This is a genomic window from Streptomyces sp. MZ04, assembly GCF_004684775.1.
Lineage (GTDB): Bacteria > Actinomycetota > Actinomycetes > Streptomycetales > Streptomycetaceae > Streptomyces.
Window position 1 is genome coordinate 1 of the sequence record NZ_SRIC01000148.1, and the last position, 20,014, is coordinate 20,014.

The 20,014-nt window shown below is 70.9% G+C and carries 16 protein-coding genes and 3 pseudogenes; 11 read left to right on the top strand and 8 right to left on the bottom strand.

What is annotated here, in order from left to right:
• Positions 1-157 precede the first annotated feature (157 nt).
• Positions 158-823, bottom strand: coding sequence for a nitroreductase (locus E2651_RS26460; RefSeq protein ID WP_135333729.1), 666 nt, complete (start codon positions 821-823; stop codon positions 158-160).
• Between the two features lie 102 nt (positions 824-925).
• Between E2651_RS26460 and E2651_RS44725 the strand changes: the two are divergent.
• Positions 926-1,549, top strand: a pseudogene (locus E2651_RS44725) (dihydrodipicolinate synthase family protein); the annotation flags it as partial.
• 4 nt (positions 1,550-1,553) lie between these two features.
• Here E2651_RS44725 and E2651_RS26470 read toward each other — a convergent pair.
• Positions 1,554-2,117: pseudogene (locus E2651_RS26470) on the bottom strand (LacI family DNA-binding transcriptional regulator); the annotation flags it as partial.
• A 178-nt stretch (positions 2,118-2,295) separates the two neighbouring features.
• On the opposite strand from E2651_RS26470, the gene E2651_RS26475 reads away from it, so the two are divergent.
• Together E2651_RS26475 and E2651_RS26480 are read left to right on the top strand one after the other, a co-directional pair.
• On the top strand, positions 2,296-4,125 hold the full coding sequence (locus tag E2651_RS26475) for a hypothetical protein (protein WP_135333731.1): 1,830 nt from the start codon (positions 2,296-2,298) through the stop codon (positions 4,123-4,125).
• A 13-nt stretch (positions 4,126-4,138) separates the two neighbouring features.
• Positions 4,139-4,639, top strand: a complete 501-nt coding sequence (locus tag E2651_RS26480) for a peptidylprolyl isomerase (protein ID WP_135333732.1) — start codon at positions 4,139-4,141, stop codon at positions 4,637-4,639.
• A gap of 47 nt (positions 4,640-4,686) precedes the next feature.
• Here the strand turns inward: E2651_RS26480 and E2651_RS26485 are convergent, their stop codons facing one another.
• Positions 4,687-5,379 (bottom strand): ThuA domain-containing protein, encoded by a 693-nt coding sequence (locus E2651_RS26485; protein WP_135333733.1) that lies wholly within the window; start codon positions 5,377-5,379, stop codon positions 4,687-4,689.
• Positions 5,380-5,610: 231 nt separating this feature from the next.
• Entirely contained in the window at positions 5,611-6,069 is a 459-nt protein-coding gene (locus tag E2651_RS26490) for a DUF2877 domain-containing protein (protein ID WP_167828900.1), read from the bottom strand.
• Here E2651_RS26490 and E2651_RS26495 point away from each other — a divergent pair.
• From E2651_RS26495 to E2651_RS26510, 3 genes and pseudogenes are all read left to right on the top strand, one after another.
• The gene (locus tag E2651_RS26495) at positions 6,040-6,528 is read left to right on the top strand and encodes an acetamidase/formamidase family protein (protein WP_245239232.1); all 489 of its coding nucleotides are present in this window, start codon (positions 6,040-6,042) and stop codon (positions 6,526-6,528) included. The genes E2651_RS26490 and E2651_RS26495 overlap by 30 nt on opposite strands.
• 16 nt (positions 6,529-6,544) lie before the next feature.
• Positions 6,545-8,284, top strand: coding sequence for an amidohydrolase family protein (locus E2651_RS45490; RefSeq protein WP_245239233.1), 1,740 nt, complete (start codon positions 6,545-6,547; stop codon positions 8,282-8,284).
• An 82-nt stretch (positions 8,285-8,366) separates the two neighbouring features.
• Positions 8,367-9,545: pseudogene (locus tag E2651_RS26510) on the top strand (histidinol-phosphate transaminase); the annotation flags it as partial.
• Between the two features lie 43 nt (positions 9,546-9,588).
• Here E2651_RS26510 and E2651_RS26515 read toward each other — a convergent pair.
• Positions 9,589-10,761 (bottom strand): serine hydrolase domain-containing protein, encoded by a 1,173-nt coding sequence (locus E2651_RS26515; protein WP_245239236.1) that lies wholly within the window; start codon positions 10,759-10,761, stop codon positions 9,589-9,591.
• 279 nt (positions 10,762-11,040) lie between these two features.
• On the opposite strand from E2651_RS26515, the gene E2651_RS26520 reads away from it, so the two are divergent.
• Both E2651_RS26520 and E2651_RS26525 read left to right on the top strand, forming a co-directional pair.
• On the top strand, positions 11,041-11,715 hold the full coding sequence (locus E2651_RS26520) for a HEAT repeat domain-containing protein (RefSeq protein WP_135333737.1): 675 nt from the start codon (positions 11,041-11,043) through the stop codon (positions 11,713-11,715).
• Positions 11,716-11,718: 3 nt separating this feature from the next.
• Entirely contained in the window at positions 11,719-12,723 is a 1,005-nt protein-coding gene (locus E2651_RS26525) for a MerR family transcriptional regulator (protein WP_135333738.1), read from the top strand.
• A 46-nt stretch (positions 12,724-12,769) separates the two neighbouring features.
• Here the strand turns inward: E2651_RS26525 and E2651_RS26530 are convergent, their stop codons facing one another.
• A complete protein-coding gene (locus E2651_RS26530; RefSeq protein WP_135333739.1) occupies positions 12,770-13,681 on the bottom strand; it encodes a LysR family transcriptional regulator in 912 nt (303 codons plus the stop codon).
• Between the two features lie 103 nt (positions 13,682-13,784).
• Between E2651_RS26530 and E2651_RS26535 the strand changes: the two genes are divergently transcribed.
• A complete protein-coding gene (locus tag E2651_RS26535; RefSeq protein WP_135333740.1) occupies positions 13,785-14,618 on the top strand; it encodes an oxidoreductase in 834 nt (277 codons plus the stop codon).
• 1 nt (position 14,619) lies between these two features.
• Here the strand turns inward: E2651_RS26535 and E2651_RS26540 are convergent, their stop codons facing one another.
• Both E2651_RS26540 and E2651_RS26545 read right to left on the bottom strand, forming a co-directional pair.
• Positions 14,620-15,282, bottom strand: coding sequence for an alpha-ketoglutarate-dependent dioxygenase AlkB (locus tag E2651_RS26540; RefSeq protein ID WP_135333741.1), 663 nt, complete (start codon positions 15,280-15,282; stop codon positions 14,620-14,622).
• Positions 15,279-16,472, bottom strand: a complete 1,194-nt coding sequence (locus E2651_RS26545) for a methyltransferase (protein WP_209446244.1) — start codon at positions 16,470-16,472, stop codon at positions 15,279-15,281. The genes E2651_RS26540 and E2651_RS26545 overlap by 4 nt, the downstream gene beginning before the upstream one ends.
• Before the next feature lie 515 nt (positions 16,473-16,987).
• Between E2651_RS26545 and E2651_RS26555 the strand changes: the two genes are divergently transcribed.
• On the top strand, positions 16,988-18,457 hold the full coding sequence (locus tag E2651_RS26555; RefSeq protein WP_135333743.1) for an aldehyde dehydrogenase family protein: 1,470 nt from the start codon (positions 16,988-16,990) through the stop codon (positions 18,455-18,457).
• On the top strand, positions 18,454-20,014 hold a 1,561-nt coding region (locus tag E2651_RS26560; RefSeq protein ID WP_135333744.1), incomplete at its 3' end, for an APC family permease. The genes E2651_RS26555 and E2651_RS26560, both read left to right, overlap by 4 nt.

Sequence of the window (20,014 nt, forward strand, 5' to 3'; positions counted from 1 at the left end):
CGAGGCAAACACCTCACCAACGAACCCCGCCAAGTCACGGCGAAGCCCCTCCACTTCACCCGGCCTCATACCGACACCATGCCCCTGAACAGGCAAGATCGGCACACCTAACGAAGCACTACTAGGGTCTGCCCTGTGGATCTTGACCGCCCAGCGGTCACACTCCGATGAAGCTCACGGTTTCCGTCATGTCCGCCCGCCCGGTACGCAGCCGTGGCGCGCCTTCCTTCTCGAATCCCACGGAGACACCGCAGAACAGCACGAGCCCGTCATCGGCTCCGACTACCTGACTGACGGTCTTGCGATACATCGTCCACATCACCTGGGGGCAGCTGTGCACCCCTTCCGCCCTCAGCAACAGCATGACCGTCTGCAGGTACATCCCCGCGTCCCCCCACTGCCCTGGCCCCATGGTCCGGTCGAGGTAGCAGAACAGTACGACCGGCGCCCCGAACGCCTCCGAGTTCAAGGCGGCGATCTTCCGGGGCCTGTCGGGGTCGTCGCGCTCGATTCCCAGCGCTTTGTACCGTTGGGCGGCCGCGGCGGAGAAGCGGTCCAGATACGGCGAGGTCAGTTCGGCCGGGTACATCGGATACTCCCGCTCATCGCCCGGGTCTCCCGCGAGTGCCCTGGCCGTCGCGCGCTTCTTCAGTTCGGTCAGTGGCTCGCCGGTCACGACATACACGTGCCACGGCTGGAGGTTCCCACTCGACGGAGTCCGCGTCGCCGCAGCAAGCACTCGTTCGAGTAACTCTTTGGATACCGGCTCATCGCTGAACGCCCGCACAGCCCTGCGACTGTCCACGGCCTCATACACATCCACGTCTTCTCGTCCTGTCACTCGACCGCAACCATCCCTCCACCGTATTCAGCGGTCAGCGCCGAGCATCGCCAGGACACCGCCTAGGTCGATTCCGTCGTCGCGATTCCCGTGACACCGTTCGCCGGTGACGGTTCCGTGGACCAGGACGCCTATCGCGCCCTGGTTCGACGCCTCACCGACTGCGGCGTGCGCACGCTCACGCCGAACGGCAACACGGGCGAGTTCTACGCCCTGGACCCCGAAGAGCGGCGTCTGGTCACCGAGTTGACCCTGGAGGAGACGGGCGGGAGCGACGCCGCCGTCCTGGTCGGCGTCGGCCATGACCTGCCGACCGCGGTCGCCGCCGCCCGGCACGCGCGGGATGCCGGGGCACACATGGTGATGGTCCATCAGCCGGTGCATCCGTACGTGTCCCAGGACGGCTGGGTCGACTACCACCGTGCCGTCGCGGACGCCGTGCCCGAGCTCGGCGTCGTCCCGTACATCCGCAATGCCCGGCTGACCGGTCAACGTCTCGCGGATCTGGGTGAGTTGTGCCCCAATGTGATCGGCGCGAAGTACGCGACGCCGGACGCCGCCGCCTTCGCCGCGTTCGCGCGGGACGCGGGGCTCGAGCGCTTCGTATGGGTGGCGGGGCTCGCCGAGCTGTACGCCCCCGCGTACTGGGCCGTCGGCGCCACCGGCTTCACCTCGGGTCTGGTCAATGTCGCGCCCGAGCTGTCGCTGCGGACACGGCGGGCGCCTCTCCGATCACGGCGATCTCCCGGTGTCCGAGCCCGGAGAGGTGCTCCACGCACTGTGCGCCGGCCGCCACGAAGTCCAGATCGACGCAGGTCAGGCCCGTCGGGTCGACCGGGAGACCGATGAGAACGGCGGGGCGGTCGGTCTCGCGGATCAACGGCAGCCGCTCGTCGTGCAGTTCCACGTCCATCAGGATCATGGCGTCCGCGAGCGCGCTGCCCTCGATGCGGCGGACGGCCCCGGGGCCCTCCTCGCCGGTCAGGAGCAGCACGTCGTATCCGTGGGTGCGCGCGGTGGTGGCGACGGCGACGGCGATCTCCATCATCACCGGTACGTACATGCCGGTGCGCAGCGGCACCATCAGCGCGATGATGTCGGACCTGCTGCTGGCCAGGGCGCGGGCGCCGGCGTTCGGGTGGTAGCCGAGCTCGCGGATGGACTGTTCGACGCGGTCCTCGGTGGGGGCGGATATGGACCGCTTGCCGCTGAGTACGTAGCTCACCGTGCTGGCCGAGACTCCGGCATGCCGGGCGACCTCGGCGAGGGTGACCATGCGGCTCTCCAGGGCAGGTCGTGAGGCGGTGACGAAGCGCTTCGACGTAGGGCCACTGCGACCCTAGAGGGACACCGATGTACTGTCCACAGAGACGTCGAAGCGCTTCAACTGACGTGTTCTCGTACGGAGTTGCCCCGGAAGACGAAGTCACTCACCAGGAAGGAACGCGGCACCAGTGCGCCCCATCGACCCGGAGGAAGCCGCCTCAGTGATGCGCGCGGGCGGCCTGAACCCCATCCCTCCCTACCCCGGCTCCAACAGTCCTTGGCCGTCCCGCTGCATCGCGCACGGGCACGAGGTCGCGCCGAAGTACAGCCGGGTGAAGGGCGCCGTAGCCGCCGGGAAGACGACCGCCTGCCAGCAGTGCGCCGCCACGGAGCGCGGCAGACGACGCCGCGCCGGGCTGATGGCAGCGGCCGAAGCGGACATGCGTGCGGCCGGTCTCGAACCGCGGGAGCCCTACCCCGGAACCTCGAAACCCTGGCGCTGCACGTGCACGCGGTGCGGCCAGGAGGTCGAGACCTACCACGCCAACGTCAAGGCCGGGCGGGACGGCTGTGTCAGCTGCGCCCGCAAGCGTGCCGGGGCGAACCGGAGGGCCCACGCGGAGGAGTCGGCCGTCGCCGCGATGAGGCTGGCCGGGTGGGAACCGCAGGAACCGTACCCGGCATCCGACAAGCCCTGGCGCTGCCGCTGCAAGGGATGCGGCCGGATCGGCCATCCCCTCCACTCCAACGCCAGGACGAGCATGGGCTACGGCTGCAAGTCATGCGCGATCAAGGCCATGCACAGGCGGAGGAACACGCGGGACGCCGCCGCCGTCCTCGCCGACATACGGGCGGCCGGAATCGAACCGGCCGGACCCCCACCCGACCTCCCCGAGACCCCGTGGCTCTGTCACTGCACCACGTGCGGCCATGCCGTCGACATCGCCCCGGCCGACGCCCACCCCGGCAACGGGTGCCCCCGCTGCGCCGCCGACAACACCGACCGCGAGCGGCGGCAGCGCGCCACCGATGCCGCCGCCACGGTGCGCGCGGCCGGTTTCGAACCGGCCGACGCCTACCCCGACGACGAAACCGCCCGGTGGGCGTGCGAGTGCACCACCTGCGGCCAGTTGGTCCGGATCACCGTCCGCCTGGCCAGGAAGGGCCAGGGCTGCCCGGAGTGCAACCGGCGGTCCGGGATCGAGAAACGGCGGGGCCGCCACCGGCTCACCGACGAGGAGGCGACGAGCCGGGCCACCGCGGCGGGCTACGACCCGGAGGAGGCATATCCCGGGGCGAACAACCGGCACTGGAGGGTCCGCCACCGGGCGTGCGGAAATGTCGTGGTCAAGACCCTCGCCAACATCAGCACCCCGGTGAATGCCGGATGTCCCGCGTGCGCGAAGAACCGGCCGACCGACCCCGACCGGGCCGAAGAGGCGTTCAGCGCCTACGGGTTCACGCCCAACGCGCCGTGGGTCGGAAGCGTCGACCGGGGCTGGCCGTCCACCTGCGACGAGTGCGGGGCCGACTGCTCCCCGTCGCTGACCAACCTACGGCGCGGGCAGGGCGGATGCTCCGCGTGCACCAAGTACGGACTCGACCCCGGCGGCCCCGCCCGGCTCTACGTCATCGAGCACGACGGGCACGGCGCGACCAAGATCGGCATCACCGGCTCGGACGCGACCGGCGAACGCACCCACGACCGGGTCGCCTGGTTCCAGGCGCGGGGATGGAGACTCCACACCGCTCACGCCTTCGCCACCGGCACCCAGGCGCGGGCCGTGGAACGTGCCGTACTGCTCCGCTTCCGGCTGGCGGGACACAAACGGTTCCTGGGCCCGCACCAATGCTCATCCGGCTGGACCGAAACCTTCGACCGCGAGGAGGTGAGCGTTCAGGACCTGGCCGGGAGCGCCCAGGACGAGCGCGAACAACTCGAGGGAATCATGCCTGGTCACCGGGGTCGCGGTGGGTTCAACGGGGGGTTCGGTTGGCGGGTGGGGACAGGGCAATGACAGGATGAGCCGCATGACCATCAAGGCTTATTTCGACATCAGCATCAACGACAAGGCCGAGGGCCGGATCACGTTCAACCTGTTCGACGACGTCGCGCCGAAGACCGCGGAGAACTTCCGCGCGCTCGCCACCGGCGAAAAGGGCTTCGGCTACGCCGGCTCGAGCTTCCACCGCGTCATCCCGGGGTTCATGCTCCAGGGCGGCGACTTCACCCGTGGCGACGGCACGGGCGGCAAGAGCATCTACGGCGAGAAGTTCGCCGACGAGAACTTCCAGCTCAAGCACACCAAGCCGGGCCTCCTCTCGATGGCCAACGCGGGCCCGAACACCAACGGCTCGCAGTTCTTCATCACCACGGTCGTCACCGGCTGGCTGGACGGCAAGCACGTCGTGTTCGGTGAGGTCGCCGACGACGACGAGAGCATGGCCCTCGTCCAGAAGATCGAGGCCCTCGGCTCGCAGTCCGGCGCCACCAAGGCCAAGATCACCATCTCGGCCTCCGGCGCCCTCTAAGCACCTGGCATGAGCCCCCGCCTCACGGGCGAATTCGAGGCGGGGGCTCATCCATGCCCGCTTTCACCTGATTGGCCCACTTTGCCCGGGTGGGGTGTGACGTAGCGCAGGCCGCCCTGGAGGTGGGCGCGGAAGTCCGGGTCCGCGTAGGCCTCGTCGGCGTGTCCCAGCGCCGTGTAGAACATCGGGCCTCCGCCGCGTTCATGGCACCACACCAAGGGGTGGTCGGCCCCCATCCCGCCGCCTTCGTACGAGGTTTCGTCGGCGGACGCCAGGACGCGCACCGCGCCGCGCGGCGAGGCCCGGAAGTCGTACCACTCATCGGTGAACTCCCAGGTGGCGGGGAGGTGTTCGGTGGCGGGGTGCGCGTGGTCCTCGACGGTCAGACGGCCGGGCTTGTAGGCGGGGTGGCGGGCGAAGCGGGCGCCGAGGAGTTCGCCGTAGTACGGCCAGTCGTACTCGGTGCAGGCGGCGGCGTGCACGCCCATGAAGCCGCCGCCCGCCGAACGGTGAGCGCGCAGGGCCACGCGTCCGGCAGGGGTGAGGACGTCGCCGCTGGTGGAGAGGAAGACGATCGCGGCGTAGCCGGAGAGGTCCCGCTCGAAGGCCGCCGGATCCTCGGTCGCATCGGCCCGGCAGCCGATCCCGGCGGCCAGCTCGGACACGGCGGCGACCGCCGCGGGGATCGAGGCGTGCCGGTAGGCGGTCGTGCGGCTGTAGATCAGCAGGCGGGGGCTCATGGGCCTTGATGGTAGGAGCCGCTGCGGGAGGATCGGTGGGTGACGGCGGCCGGGAGGCGGCGGTTCCGAATGCCGGTCGCTGGATCCGGCGGGGACATTCCGCAACGCGTTCGTAGGGATGTCTTCGTGCGGAATGTCTTCCTACGAAATGTCTTCGTACGGAATGTTCTGGGCAGGTGACCGCGGGGGCGGGCCCTGCAAGCCGGTCTGGCAGGGAGGCGGGGCGGGTGGTCAGGCCAGGCCCGCCGCGATCCCTCGGACCAGGTCCGCTCCCGAGTGGTGGCCGACGGCAAGGAGCGGCGCGAGCGGCAGCGGCTCGCGTGCCGCCAACCCCCGGATGGCGTCCGCGACTTGGGGGATGCATTCGCCGCGTACCGCGTGCCGCAGGAGCGCCGCCGAGACCAGGGGTGTCCGCTCCTCGGCTCCCGCCACCGCGGCAGCGAGGGCACCGACCGGGCGGCCGGTGGCGTGCCGGGCGAGGAGGGCGCCGCACAGGACGTCGTCACCGGAGGGGGTCAGGCCCGGCCCCCTGCCGATGAGGGCACGTCCCGCCGCGACGATCCGGCCGGTGTCGTCGTCGCGGCGCAGGGCTTCGCACAGTTCCGCCAGGTACGAGGCCTGGCCGCCGACCCGCCCGGCCCGTTCCTCGGCATCCTCGGCGTGGCCACCGACACCGACACGATGCCGCACACCGTGCCGCCCGGCGCACACGGCGGGAACCTCGACATCCGGCACCTGGTGACCGGCAGCGCACTCTATCTGCCCGTGCAGACCGAGGGCGCGGGCTTCCACACCGGCGATCCGCACTACGCGCAGGGCAACGGCGAGGTCGCGCTCACCGCGTTCGAGGCGCCGCTGCGGGCCACGGTCCGCCTCACGGTCGTCAAGAGCGCGGCCACGGACCTGGTGGCACGCCCCTTCGGCGAGACCGGCACGCACTGGATCCCCGTCGGCCTGCACGAGGACCTCGACGAGGCGATGCGGGACGCGGTCCGCGCCGCCCTGGACTTCCTCACCGGGCGGTTCGGGATGGAGCGGCACGCCGCGTACGCGTATCTCAGCGCCGCCGCCGACTTCGAGATCTCCCAGGTCGTGGACCAGGTCAAGGGCGTGCACTGCCTGATCCGCAAATCCGACTTCGAAACCTGAGCGGGGAACGGCACCCATGGCTGATCTGATCCTGCTCGACGCCCGCGTCGAGGACGCGGCGCACCCCTGCGACATCGTCGTCACCGACGGCCGCATCACCGAACTCGGCGACGCGCCCACGGGCCTGACGGCCGTTCAGGAGATCGACTGCGCGGGCCGCGTCGTCATCCCCGCCTTCGTCGAGCCTCATTTCCACCTGGACAAGGCGCTCCTGGACGGGGTGCGCCCCAACCCCGACGGGACGCTCGCCGGGGCGATCTCCGTGACCGGCGCGCTCAAGGCGGACTTCACGCGTGACGACGTACGCGAAAGAGCGTGCCGCGTCATCGAGTCGGCGCTCCTCAACGGCACCACCGTCATTCGCGCACACCCCGACGTCGACCCGATCGCCGGTCTGCTCGGCGTCGAAGTGCTCCTGGAACTGCGCGCGGAGTACGCCCACGCGCTCGACTTCCAGATCGTGGCGTTCCCCCAGGAAGGCGTCCTGCGCTCGCCCGGCACCGAGAAGCTGCTGCGGGCCGCGCTGGCCGCCGGTGCCGATGTCGTCGGCGGCTGCACGTACAACGAGGCCACGCTCGACGACTGCCGCGCCCAGGTCGAGCCGGTCCTCGATCTGGCGGTCGAACACGGCGTACCGGCCGATCTGCACGCCGACTTCGGCGACGACGCGTCCGACGCCCGCTACGCCCTGGCCGAGTTCATCGCCGCGCAGACCGCGCGGCGCGGGCTCGGCGGCCGGGTCGCGCTCGGCCACATGACCTCCCTCGCCGGACGCCCGCCCGCCGAACGCACCCGCGCCATGGCGGCGCTGGCCGGCGCGGGCGTGGCCGTCGTACCGCTGCCCGCCACCGATCTGCACCTGAGCGGGAGGCGTGACACCTCCGCTGTCCGCCGGGGCGTCGTCCCGGTGCGTGAGCTGTGGGACGCGGGCGTGCTCACCGCCTGCTCCTCGAACAACATCCGCAACGCCTTCACGCCGTACGGCACCGCGGACCAGCTCGACACCGCGCTGCTGCTCGCCCAGACCGGGCACCTCGCGGGCGCCGGGGATCTCGGGCGGGTGCTGCGGATGGTGACCCACGAGGCGGCGCGCGTCGTGGGGATCGCGGACGACTACGGCACCGCACCGCACCGCACCGCACCCGCACGGCTTTGCGCACCCTCCCCTCCCCCTCCCATCCAAGGAGCCCTCATGCGCGAACGCCTCCCCCATGAAATCGTCGCCTCCGTACTCGCCGGACTCACGGCGTTCATCGGCGGCAACGCCCTCCATCTGCCGCCCTGGGCGATCTTCATCAGCTGGGCGGGGACATTCCTGCTCGGCGGCCCCAGCCTCGCCAACGCCAAACGGCTGTGGCTCGCGATGCCCGCGGGTTCGACCTTCGCGCTGATCATCGTGCTCATCGAGGAGCACGCGGCGACCGCGCTCGGCGAGAGCCAGTTCGCCCGCAACTGCATGCAGGCGCTGGTGATCCTCGTCATCAACAGCGCGCTGATGTACGCGGGCAGGCTCAAGGCGCTGTCCCTGATCCCCGGCATGTTCTTCGGCTTCGCGAGCTACTTCGCCACGTTCTTCGGCGGCTTCGGCTACGACGCGGGCAACCCGTGGTCGGCGTGGGTCTGTGTCGTGGCGATGAACGCACTCGGCCCGGTCTTCGCCTGTCTGTCGATGAAGCTGACCTTCCCGGTGAAGGAGGCGACGGCACCGGCAGCCGCCGCTGTACGCATCAATCACCCCTCCAGCCCCACCGGTTGAGCAAGCCCCGGCCCACGTCCGTATGTACGGGAGACAGCACTTCCCTCATCCGGAGCATCCGGAGCACCCGGAGGCGACCTCCATGGCAGACGCGGGCACCGTCACCGCCCTCTTCCGCTCGTCCACGGCGCACAGCCCCTCGTACTCCACGCTGAGCCGGGCGGCGGAGGGCGGGCGGCCGCTCATCGACTTCTGCATCCCGTGCAATCCGTACTTCCCCACGCCCGAGATGTTCGACGAGCTCGGCGGACGGCTGCGGGACATCCTCACCTACTACCCGAGCAGCGCGGAGACCGTGACCGCCGAGCTGAGCGCGGTGCTCGGGCTCAATCCGCAGACCGTCGCGATGGGCAACGGATCCACCGAACTCATCACCTGGATCGACCACTTGCTGGTCCGTGACGCGCTGGCCGTGCCCGTGCCGACGTTCGGCCGGTGGACCGATCAGCCGATGGAGACCGGCAAGCGGGTCGACATGTTCCCGCTGCCGCAGGCCGCCGGATTCGCCCTCGATCCGGCGGCCTTCGTCGACTTCGTACGGGCCCGCGGCTCCCGCACGGCCGTCATCTGCAACCCCAACAACCCGGACGGCGGCCTGCTGCCGCGCCACTCGGTGCTCGCGCTGCTCGACGCGCTGCAGGACCTCGACCTGGTGATCGTGGACGAGTCGTTCCTGGAGTTCGCCGACGCCGAGCCGCAGCCGACCGTGGTCGACGAGGCGGTGCTGCGCCCCAATGTGATCGTGCTGCGCAGCCTCGGCAAGAACTTCGGACTGCACGGCGTGCGCTTCGGCTATCTCGTCGCCAACCCGGGCCTGGCCGGCAAGGTGCGCGCCGCGCTGCCGAAGTGGAACCTCAACTCCTTCGCGGAGACCGTGGTGTTCATGCTGAAGCAGCACCGCCACGCCTACGACCTGAGCCTGCGTCAGGTGCGCCGCGACCGCCAGGAGATGATCTGGCACCTGGCCCGCCTGCCCGGCCTCGTCACCTATCCCTCGCAGGGCAATTTCGTGTACGCCAGGCTGCCCGACGGCGTCGACGGGGCGGAGCTGCGGGACCGGCTCCTGGAGGAGCACGGCATCCTGATCCGCGAGTGCGGCAACAAGATCGGCAGTTCCAGTCGCTTCCTGCGCCTGGTGGTCCGCCCGTCGACCGATGTGCAGCGGCTGCTCGGCGCCCTCGAGCAGACGCTGCCCTCCGGGGCGACAGGCGGGCTGCCGGTGCCTTACACCTCCGGGACCGCCGCCGTGGACCGCCTGGTGATGCGGGCCTGAGCCGGCGGTGCGCGAACCCGCCCACCGGGGCCTATTTCTTGCGCAACAGCGCGCAGACGAAGTTCTCCTCCACGGTCCGCATCCGCTCAAGCAGCTCCGGCTTGTTCTTCTTGTTGACCTGGGTGGTGAGGGAGACGGTCAGCGACCGCTTGCCGTCCGGGGTGGCCGCGATCAGCTGCGTGTAGCCGGGGAAGTTGCCCGTGTGGCCGTACACCACGCCGCAGCGGGTGGTGTACCGGAAGATGGCGAGACCGGCGCCGTTCTTGCCGGGACCCGCGGGTTCGGATGCGCCGTCCACCCAGGTCCGCTGCTGACGGCGGGTCCGGTCGGAGATCAGCTTTCCGCCGGCGTAGCCGCGGATGAAGGCCGTCATGTCCTTCGGCGTCGAGATGATGCCGCCCGATGCCCACACGCCCGACGCACTCAGTACCTCGCTGACGTCCTCGGGCGGGTCGGGTGGTGTGACGTCGTAGCCGTGCATGTAGGGCTCGGGCATCCGGTAGCCCTGCGGCAGGCTGGTGCGACGCAGACCCAGCGGGCGGTACACGAGCTGGGCGAGCAGATCTTCGTAGCGGCAGTCTGTCACCGCCTCCGCCATCAGTGCCACGGCGATGTTGTCGGAGTTGGAGTAGGCGTACCGGGCCCCCGGACGGAACGCCGACGGCTCGTCGGCCACGAAGTCGAGGAGGCGGCGGGAGTCAAAGCGGCGGCGCGGGTCCTCGGTCACCAGGGCCAGGAACTCCGGGTCATCGGAGAAGTCCGGCAGTCCGCTGGTGTGGTTCAGGAGCTGCCGCAGCGTCACCCGATGCCATGCGCGCGGCAGCCGGGGAAGCACCTTGCCGATGGTGTCGTTCAGACGCAGCTTCCCGCGGTCGACGAGTTGGAGGGCGACCGCGCCGGTGTACGCCTTGGCCGTACTGGCGATGCGCATGTGGTCGGTGACCTCGATCGGACGGTCGGTGCCGGTGTCGGCGACGCCGGCCCGGTAGACCTCGGTGCGGGACCCGCGCTTGAGGACGGCCATCGCTCCGGGCGGTCCGCCGGGCGCGGTGGTCAGCTCCTGCAACTGCCGTCGCAGCGAGCGGTGGCCGTCGGCGGGGACATCCGCGGCCCGGGCCGGGGCCTGCACGAGCCCGGCCGTGCAGGCAGCGGCCAGCAGGGCGACAAGGGGGAGGCGGACCTGCGGGGAGCTGGGAACTCTCACGGAAGGACTCCTGAAGCGTGAGCGCGGTGGGACGTCCAGCCTCACCCGCAGGTCGGGAACCCGCGCGCGGCTCTGCTCCAACCAGCCGAGACCGGCCCTTGTCGAGACCGGCCCGTGCCGGTGCCAGTGCCGGTGCCGGTGCCGGTGCCGGTGCCGGTGCCGGTGCCGGTGCCGGTGCCGGTGCCGGTGCCGGTGCCGGTGCCTGGTGATCGAGCGGGGGGCCAGTTTGACCTTGACACGGTGACAAGGCCTTCACTGCTTGCCGAGGAGGTGGTCTCGATGACGATCACAAGACAGGACCCGGATGCGACACGAGCGCTCCAGGGGCTGGAGGACGACCGTTCGTCCGTGCGGCTGCGGGCCGCTCTGGCGGTCGGCACGACGCCCGACCCGCGCTTCGTCGACAAGCTCATCGAGCGATGCGCGATCGAGCCCGAGTTCTTCGTCCGCGACATGCTGACCTGGGCGCTCACCCGCCACCCGGTGTCCATGACGCTTCCCTTGCTGCTCCGCGAAGTCCGCTCGGGGCAGTCCCAGGCACGGAGCCAGGCACTGCATACGCTGTCCAAGATCGGGGACCGGCAGGCGTGGCCGGCGATCACACGGGCGCTGTTGTCCGACGCCGACGACGAGGTGGCGCGGAGCGCCTGGCGGGCCGCGGTCGTGCTCGTACCGGAAGGAGAGAAGTCCGCGTTGGCCGCGGTCCTTGCGACGCAGCTCGGGCGCGGTGGGCGGGAGACGCAGCTGAGTCTCAGCCGGGCGCTGGTCGCGCTCGGTGCGGTGATCGGGCAGGCTCTGCGGGCCGCGACGGCGGCCGCTGACCCGCACATGCGCGCGCACGCGCTCGCCACCCGACGGCTGCTGCGCGACCCGGACGCCGGATTCGAGTCCGCGATCGAGGAGGCGAAGCGCGTCGTGGCCCTCGGCGGGTCCGGCCAGGAGGAGGGACGATAGGACGTGTTGATCGGTGAGGTGGCGCGACGGTCCGGGGTCAGTGCCCGCATGCTCCGGCATTACGAGTCGCTCGGTCTGGTGCGGCCTTCGGGTCGTACGGGCTCCGGATACCGGGAGTACTCCGGCGAGGACATCCGGCGGATCTTCCGCATCGAGAGCCTGCGGTCGCTGGGGCTTTCGCTGCGTGAGATCGGGCGCGCGCTCGACGATCCCGGCCGCACGCCCTCGGCGCTCGTCGACGACCTCATCCGTCAGACACGCGAACGCATCGCGGCGGAGACCGAGCTGCTCACGCGGCTGCGCCGGATCGATGCCGCGGACCCCGCAGGATGGGAGGACGTCCTCCAGGTCGTCGCGCTCCTTCAGGCACTGGGGTCGAACAGCGCCGCCGCGCGCCAGCGAGCGGCCCTCTCCTCGGTCGACGAGGTTCCGGTGCCGGTGGAGGCCCTGGTCGAGGCGGCACTGAGCGAGACGGAGCCGAACGTCGCCGGAGCCCTTCGATGGGCCCTCGCACGATCGGGCGACGGCGGCCCTGCGCTCCTCGCGGAGGGCCTCGGCTCACCGGCGGCCGAGGTGCGGGAACGTGCCGTTCAAGCCCTCGCCGAGCTGCCCGGCGATGAGGCCGCCGCGCGGCTGCGGGATGCCCTGGCGAACCCCGACGACGTGGTCCGCGGGTATGCGGCTCTGGCACTCGGGACACGTGGTGTGGCCGAAGCGGTCCCGACGCTCATCGACATGATCGTGGAGGGACGGAACGACACCGACGCCGCCGATGCGCTGAGCGTGCTGGCGAGCGACTCCGCGGCGGCGGACCAGATCGCGGCCGGGCTCGTCGACCGCCTCGCCCACGACACCACCGGAGCGCCCGCACGCGGACGGCTGACGCAGGCGCTGGCGGGCATCCCGGGGACGACGGCGTCACGTGCGCTCGTGGAGCTGTCGCATGACGGGGACCGTGCCGTCGCGCTGACTGCGACGTACCTTCTTCGACTGCGCGACACACGGTGACGGTCCTCTCCTGACCACGGCCACCGCGTCGCCCCGCGCGGGAACCTCAGCTCCGCCCCGCCGAGCCGAGCACTCCCCCGCACGCCGCGACGTACGCGCCCACCAGCGGACGCCGGTCGTCCGCGCGCCAGGCCAGGGCGAAACGGCTCGGAGTGATACCGCGGACCGGGCGGGTGACGACGCCGCCCAGCGTGATCAGGGGCGCGTTGCCGGTGGCGACCAGGCAGACGCCGCGGCCGTCCACCAGTGCCTCGTACGTCTCGTCGGTGCTGGCGATCTCGGCGCCGATCCGGGGCGGTTGGCCATCGCGGGCGTCCACGGCGAGCCAGTAGTCGCGCAGCGCTCCCGCGCTCTCGGGCAGTGCGAGGAACGGTTCGTCCAGGAGGTCGGCGAAGTCGATCTCGTCACGGGCCGCGAGGCGGTGGTCCTCCGGCAGGGCGATGTGGCGTGGTTCCTCGGCGACCACGAGCCATGCGTAGCGCTCCATGTCGGGCAGGGGCAGCCAGATGAACGCGACGTCCGCGTCGCCGTCGGCGAGGCCCGCGCTCGCGTCCTCCCAACTCACCTGCCGCAGGCGGATGGTGGCCGCCGGATGCGCCTCGGTGAAGCGGGACCGCACGGCCGGGAGCAGACCCCCGCGCCCCGGCCGCGTACTCATGCCCACCACCAGCGTGGCCCGCTCCCGCGTCTTCGCACGCTCGACCGCCGCCATGCCCGACTCCCAGACGTCCAGGACCTGTTGGGCGTGCGGAAGGAGCGCGGAGCCGACCGCCGTGAGCCGCACGCCCTGACGGTCCCGCACGAACAGGTCGGCGCCCAACTGCCGTTCCAGCATGCGTATCTGCTTGCTCAGCGCGGGCTGCGAGACGAAGAGCCGCTCGGCGGCCCGCGTGAAGTGCAACTCCTGTGCCACCGCGGCGAAGTACCGGAGATTCCTGCTGTGTACGTCCATGACCATCAGCTATCACGAGAGGTCTTGGACGTGCCACTCGCCCCGGCGGCAGCATGATCTGCGTAACCGGGAAAGCAACGAAGTTCGGGCTATCTACAGGGAGTTCGCAATGACGACGAAGGTATGGCTCGTGACGGGTGCGAACAGCGGCTTCGGCCGGGCGATCACCGAGGCGGCCGTCGCCGCCGGCGGCGTCGTCGTGGCGACCGCCCGCAATGTGGCGTCCCTGGACGACCTGGTCGCCGCCCACCCCGACCAGGTCGAGGCGCTCACCCTCGACGTGACCGACACGGCGGGCATCGAGGCCGCCGTGCGGGACATCACCGACCGCCACGGCCGGATCGACGTCCTGGTCAACAACGCGGGCCGCAGCCATGTCGGCGCCCTGGAGGAGGACTCGGACGCCGAACTGCGGGCCCTGTTCGACGTGCACGTCTTCGGCCCCGCGGCGCTGGCCCGCGCCGTCCTTCCGCACATGCGGGCGCGCCGCTCCGGGGCGATCGTGCAGATGAGCAGCATGGGCGGGCAGATGTCGTTCGCCGGGTTCTCGGCGTACAGCGGCACCAAGTTCGCCCTGGAGGGGATCTCCGAGGCGCTGGCGCAGGAAGTGGGGCCGCTCGGCATCAAGGTCCTGATCGTGGAGCCCGGCCCGTTCCGCACCAGCCTGTTCGGCAACACCAGCGCCGGTGCCGTCGAGATACCGGACTACGCCGAGACGGCGGGCGCCACCCGCAAGATGGTCGCGGGCGGCGACGGTGACCAGCCGGGCGACCCGGCGAAGGCCGCCGCCGCGATCATCAGCGCGCTCGATGCCGACGAGACCCCGCTGCGGCTTCCGCTGGGCGACGACGCGGTGGACGCGGTCGTCGGACATCTCGACGCGGTCCGCGCGGAGATCGCCGCGTGGGAGCCGGTGACGCGGGCGACCGCCTTCGACGCCTGAGTCATTCAAGCCCGCTCACCCGCAGCGTGATGTTCAGCCGCCCCGTCAGACCGAGCTCCGGCGGGGCGGTTCCCGCGTACACGCGCGGCACACCGTGATAGGCGAGCCGCGCGGGCCCGCCGAAGACGACCAGGTCGCCACTGCGCAGTTCGATGTCCGTGTACGGCTTCGTCCGCGTTTCCGTGTTGCCGAAGCGGAAGAGGCAAGAGTCGCCGAGGCTCAGCGAGACGACCGGCGCGTGTGACTTCTCGTCGGAGTCCCGGTGCATGCCCATCCGGGCGTCGGCGTCGTAGAAGTTGATGAGCGCGATGTCGTACGCCTCATCGCCATCCAAAGCACCGTCCACGTTCCCGTACGCGGCTGCCACGGCCGCCCGCCCCATCGAGGCGACCCAAGACGGCATCGGCTTCACCGGAGTGCCGTCACCGTCCACCGCGGTGCGCGCGTACCCGTACGGAAACCAGTGCCAGCCAAGACCCACCTGACGGGCCGTCATCATGCCGCCGCCCGGCGTCTTCACCGTCCTGAGACCGGCCGGCGGCCGTGCCCACTCCCGGCACGACGCGACGAGGTTCCGCTGTTCGCCGGGCGTCAGCCAGTCCGGCACGTGCACGGCCCCGGGCGCGATCTCCGACCGCGTCCGGGGAAACAACTCACCGCTCATCGCGACGAGTTCGCCTTCATGTCCCTCTTCACGGAGCGCAGGACCACGAACTTCGGGTCGCTGGCGACGACTTGGGAGTTGCCGAAGAGCTTGCGCAGCTTCACGTGGTAGCCGAGATGGCGGTTGCCGACGACCCACAGTTCACCGCCGGGGCGCAGCGCGGCGCGCGCGCCGCTGAACATCCGCCAGGCGGTCGCGCCGGTGGTCGCCTGGTGGCTGTGGAAGGGCGGGTTGTTCAGGACGAGGTCCACGCTCCCTGCGGGCACGGCCGCCAGCGCGTCGCCCGCCACGAACTCCGCCTCGGCGGACTCTGCCGCGTTCGCCCGGAAGGTAGCCTCGGCCGATGCGACGGCTTGGTAGGACTCGTCGATGAAGGTGACCGTGGCCTGCGGGTCGGCGACGGCGGCGGCCGTGCCGAGCACGCCGTTGCCGCAGCCCAGGTCCACGATGTGCGCGCCGTCCTTGCCGGTCGGCAGATGGCGCAGGAAGAAGCGGGTGCCGATGTCGAGGCGTTCGGCGCAGAAGACGCCCGCGTGATTGACCACGGTCAGTCCCGTGCCCGCTCCGGAGTCACCGTCGAGCACATAACTGCGCGGCCAGGGGCTGGAGTCGGCGCCGGTCCGCTGCTCCGGCGTACAGAAGACGAGCCGCGCCTTCTGCCGGGCGAGGGAGGTCCGCGTGGGGCCGATGATCCGCTCGAACAGCTCCAGGGTGGAGGTGTGGATCTCGGTCACCATGCCCGTGCCGACGACGACCGTGCCCGCGTGCAGGGCGGGGGCGAGCCGGTGCAACTGGTCTTCAAGAAGCGCGAGGCTCTTCGGCACGCGGACCAGGAGGACGTCGACGCGGTCCGGCGGGGTGTCCCGGGTCGTCGAGAGCCGCACCGCGTCCGGCGCGATGCCGGCGCGCGCCACGTTGGCCCGCGTGGCCTCGTACGCGAGGAACGAGTCGGTGATCAGCGTGGGCGTGTGTCCCCGCCCGGCGAGCGCGGTGGTCAGCGCGCCCCAGCGGTCGCCGACGACGGCCACCGTGCCGGAGAGGCCGACGGGCCCGGCCGCCTCCTCCGTCTCGCCGGCGAGATGCCGCAGCAGGTAGGCGTCGGCCGCGGACCAGGCCCGCAGCTGGTCGCGAGGGTCCTCGGGAAAACGTGTGAGGTCGTACGCGCCCCATGACGTGGTCAGCCGGTTCATCGTGCCTTCAGGCTAACGGAGTGGCGAGCGGACGATCTTCGGCAGGGATGCGGCGGTCCCGCCCAGCGGGTGATCGATGGCCGCTTCGAGCTGGTGCAGCGCCTCGGCGGCGGGGGTACGGGCCCGGTGTCACGGGCCCACGACCGAGGCGCCGATCGGCTTCGGCGTGCCGTAAGCCCCCCTCCCGACGGCGAGGCCACGCGCGCGGGAGCGGGCGGCACGACCGGCGGTGACCGTCCGCCCGTACGGAACGTCATCGTTTCCGATGCGTACGGCGCCGCGTACCTGACGGCCGATGCGCACAGAAGAGTCCCGGAGACCCATCCGCGCAACGACGACCGAGCCGGCGGAGCCCGGACAGCGTGCCCGCCGGACAGCGGCGCCCATAGTGCGCGCACGGCGCGTGCTCCTTACCGTCTAGTCGTGGAGCACGTTCCGCCGATCGAGGATGACGGAGCGTGACCGGCCGGGCCTCGGTCGGGTCGTCTCCGCGTATCCGATCCGGAGGAGCCGTCATGCCGGAGCTGTTCATCGGCGGTAAGTGGACCGCCGCCGTGGACGGGCAGGTTCGGGAGATCCGCTGCCCCGCCGACAACACCCACATCGCGGCCGTCGACGAGGCCGGGCCGAAGGACGCCGCCGCGGCGATCGCCGCGGCGCGCGAGGCCTTCGACTCAGGACCGTGGCCGCACACCCCGGCCGCCGAACGCGGCCGACTGCTGCTGCGCGTCGCCGGCCTGCTCGAACGAGACAAGGACGCCCTCGCCCGCGCCGAATCCCTGGACACCGGGAAGCGGCTCGTGGAGAGCGAGTACGACATGGACGACATCGCCAACTGCTTCCGCTACTTCGGCAACCTGACGGCGGCGGGCGGCACCGACCGGATCGTCGACGCTGGTAATCCGGAGGTGGACAGCCGGGTGGTGCACGAGCCGGTCGGGGTGTGCGCCCTGATCACCCCGTGGAACTACCCGCTGCTGCAGACCGCCTGGAAGGTCGCCCCGGCCATCGGCGCGGGCAACACCTTCGTCCTCAAGCCCAGCGAACTGACCCCGCACACCGCCATCATCCTGATGCGGCTGCTCGCCGAGGCCGGTCTTCCGGACGGGGCCGCCAACCTGATCCTCGGCGCCGGCCCCACCGCGGGCGCGCCGCTCAGCGAGGACCCGCGGGTCGACCTGGTGTCGTTCACCGGCGGGCTCCTCACCGGCCGCCGCATCATGGCCGCCGCGGCGCCCACGGTGAAGAAGGTCGCCCTGGAGCTGGGCGGCAAGAACCCGAACATCGTCTTCGCCGACGCCGACTTCGAGGCGGCGGTCGACTACGCCCTGATGGCGGTCTTCCTGCACTCGGGGCAGGTCTGCTCGGCCGGGGCGCGCCTGCTGGTCCAGGACGAACTGCACGACGCGTTCGTCGACGAGGTGGTCGCACGCGCCCGCCGGATCCCGCTCGGCGGTCCCTTCGACGACAACGCCCGCACGGGCCCGCTGATCTCCGCCGCGCACCGCGACAAGGTCGAGGCGTACGTGGCGGCCGGCATCGCCGAGGGCGCGGTGCTGCGCTGCGGCGGCGCCCGCCCCGACGACCCGGCGCTGCGGGACGGCTACTACTACCTGCCGACCGTTCTGGACGAGTGCACCCCCGGCATGTCCGTGGTCGCCGACGAGTCCTTCGGCCCGGTGCTCACCGTCGAGCGGTTCCGGGACGAGGAGGAGGCGCTGGCGCTCGCCAACGACACCGTCTACGGCCTCGCGGGAGCCGTCTGGTCGCAGGACACCGGCAAGGCCCAGCGCGTGGCGTCCCGGCTGCGCGCCGGAACCGTATGGATCAACGACTTCCATCCGTACGTGCCGCAGGCGGAATGGGGCGGCATGAAGCAGTCCGGCTTCGGCCGCGAACTGGGACCAGCGGGGCTCGCCGAGTACCAGGAGGCCAAGCACATCTGGCGCAATCTCGCAGCGACCCCGCAGAGGTGGTTCGAATGAGTACGGCACCCGGACCGGCCCCTGGTCCCGCCGTCCCGGAGAAGCCCCAGGGCGAGCACGACGACGACGCGCTCGGCGAGCTCGGCTACAAGCCGGAACTCAAGCGGACCCTGGGCAACTTCCACACCTTCGCGGCCGGCATCAGCTACATCTCGATCCTCACCGGCACCTTCCAGCTCTTCTACTTCGGCGTCAGCTTCGGCGGTCCCGCCTACTGGTGGTCGTGGCCGATGGTCTTCGTCGGACAGCTGATGGTGGCCCTGTGCTTCTGCGAGCTCGCCGCCCGCTTTCCGGTCGCCGGTTCGATCTACAACTGGGCCAAGACGATGGGCGGCCCGCACGTGGGCTGGCTCGGCGGCTGGATGATGATGACGGCCACGATGGTGACGCTCTCGGCCGTGGCGCTCGCCTACCAGATCACGCTGCCGCAGATCGACAGCTGGTTCCAGTTCGTCGGTGACGGCACCGGCGAGAACGACGCGGCCGCCAACGCCGTGCTCCTCGGCACCGTGCTCATCCTCTTCTCCACCGTGGTCAACGCCTTCGGCGTGCAGCTCATGGCCCGGATCAACTCCGCAGGCGTCTTCATCGAGCTGATCGCCGCCGTCGCCCTGATCGTCTTCCTGGCGGCGCACATCACCCGCGGCCCCAGCAGCGTCCTGACCGAGACGTACGGACTCGGCAGCGGCCAGAACCTCGGGTACTTCGGCGCGTTCCTGACCGCGTCCCTGGCGTCGGCGTACGTGATGTACGGCTTCGACACGGCGTCGTCGCTCGGCGAGGAGTCGCACAACCCGGCCCGCAACGCGCCGCGCGCCATCCTGCGGGCGCTCGTCGCGTCCTTCATCATCGGCGGACTGATCCTGCTCTTCGCCCTGATGGCGGTTCCGGACCTGCACGCCGAGGAACTGGCGTCGGGCGGGCTGCAGTACGTGGTCCTGGAGACGCTCGGTTCGACCATCGGCGAGATCTTCCTGTGGTGCGTGGTCGTCGCCATCACCGTCTGCGTACTGGCCGTGCAGGCCGCCGGCATCCGGCTGATGTTCGCCATGGCGCGGGACAACAACCTGCCCGCGGGCTCGGCGCTCGCCCGGGTCAGCCCGCGGTTCCAGACGCCCGTGGTGCCCGCCGTGCTCATCGGTGTGGTGGGTGTCGTCATCCTGGTGATCAACATCAACCAGCCGCAGATCTTCTCGGTGATCACCAGCATCGCGATCATCATGATCTACGTGGCCTATCTGCTGGTCACCGTGCCGATGCTGCTCAAGCGCCTGCGGGGTCAATGGACGCCCGCCGAGGGGAAGTTCTCGCTCGGCCGGTGGGGGTTGCCGATCAACATCGTCGCCGTACTGTGGGGCGCCGCCATGTCGATCAACCTCGCCTGGCCGCGCGCCGAGGTGTACAACGCGACGGGCCCGCAGCACTGGTACCTGCGCTGGGGCGCCTTCCTCTTCATCGGCATCGTCGCGCTCGGCGGCTTCGCCTACTACTGGTTCGTGCAGCGGCACAAGACGGGCGTACTCGAGGAGCACCGCGTCCAGTCCGCCACCCCCACAC

Coding starts and splice junctions, on each gene's coding strand:
- E2651_RS26545 (WP_209446244.1), bottom strand. CDS start 16,472: ATGAACCGGCTGACCACGTCATGGGGCGCGTACGACCTCACACGTTTT.
- E2651_RS26555 (WP_135333743.1), top strand. CDS start 16,988: ATGCCGGAGCTGTTCATCGGCGGTAAGTGGACCGCCGCCGTGGACGGG.
- E2651_RS26535 (WP_135333740.1), top strand. CDS start 13,785: ATGACGACGAAGGTATGGCTCGTGACGGGTGCGAACAGCGGCTTCGGC.
- E2651_RS26520 (WP_135333737.1), top strand. CDS start 11,041: ATGACGATCACAAGACAGGACCCGGATGCGACACGAGCGCTCCAGGGG.
- E2651_RS45490 (WP_245239233.1), top strand. CDS start 6,545: ATGGCTGATCTGATCCTGCTCGACGCCCGCGTCGAGGACGCGGCGCAC.
- E2651_RS26485 (WP_135333733.1), bottom strand. CDS start 5,379: ATGAGCCCCCGCCTGCTGATCTACAGCCGCACGACCGCCTACCGGCAC.
- E2651_RS26530 (WP_135333739.1), bottom strand. CDS start 13,681: ATGGTCATGGACGTACACAGCAGGAATCTCCGGTACTTCGCCGCGGTG.
- E2651_RS26480 (WP_135333732.1), top strand. CDS start 4,139: ATGACCATCAAGGCTTATTTCGACATCAGCATCAACGACAAGGCCGAG.
- E2651_RS26540 (WP_135333741.1), bottom strand. CDS start 15,282: ATGAGCGGTGAGTTGTTTCCCCGGACGCGGTCGGAGATCGCGCCCGGG.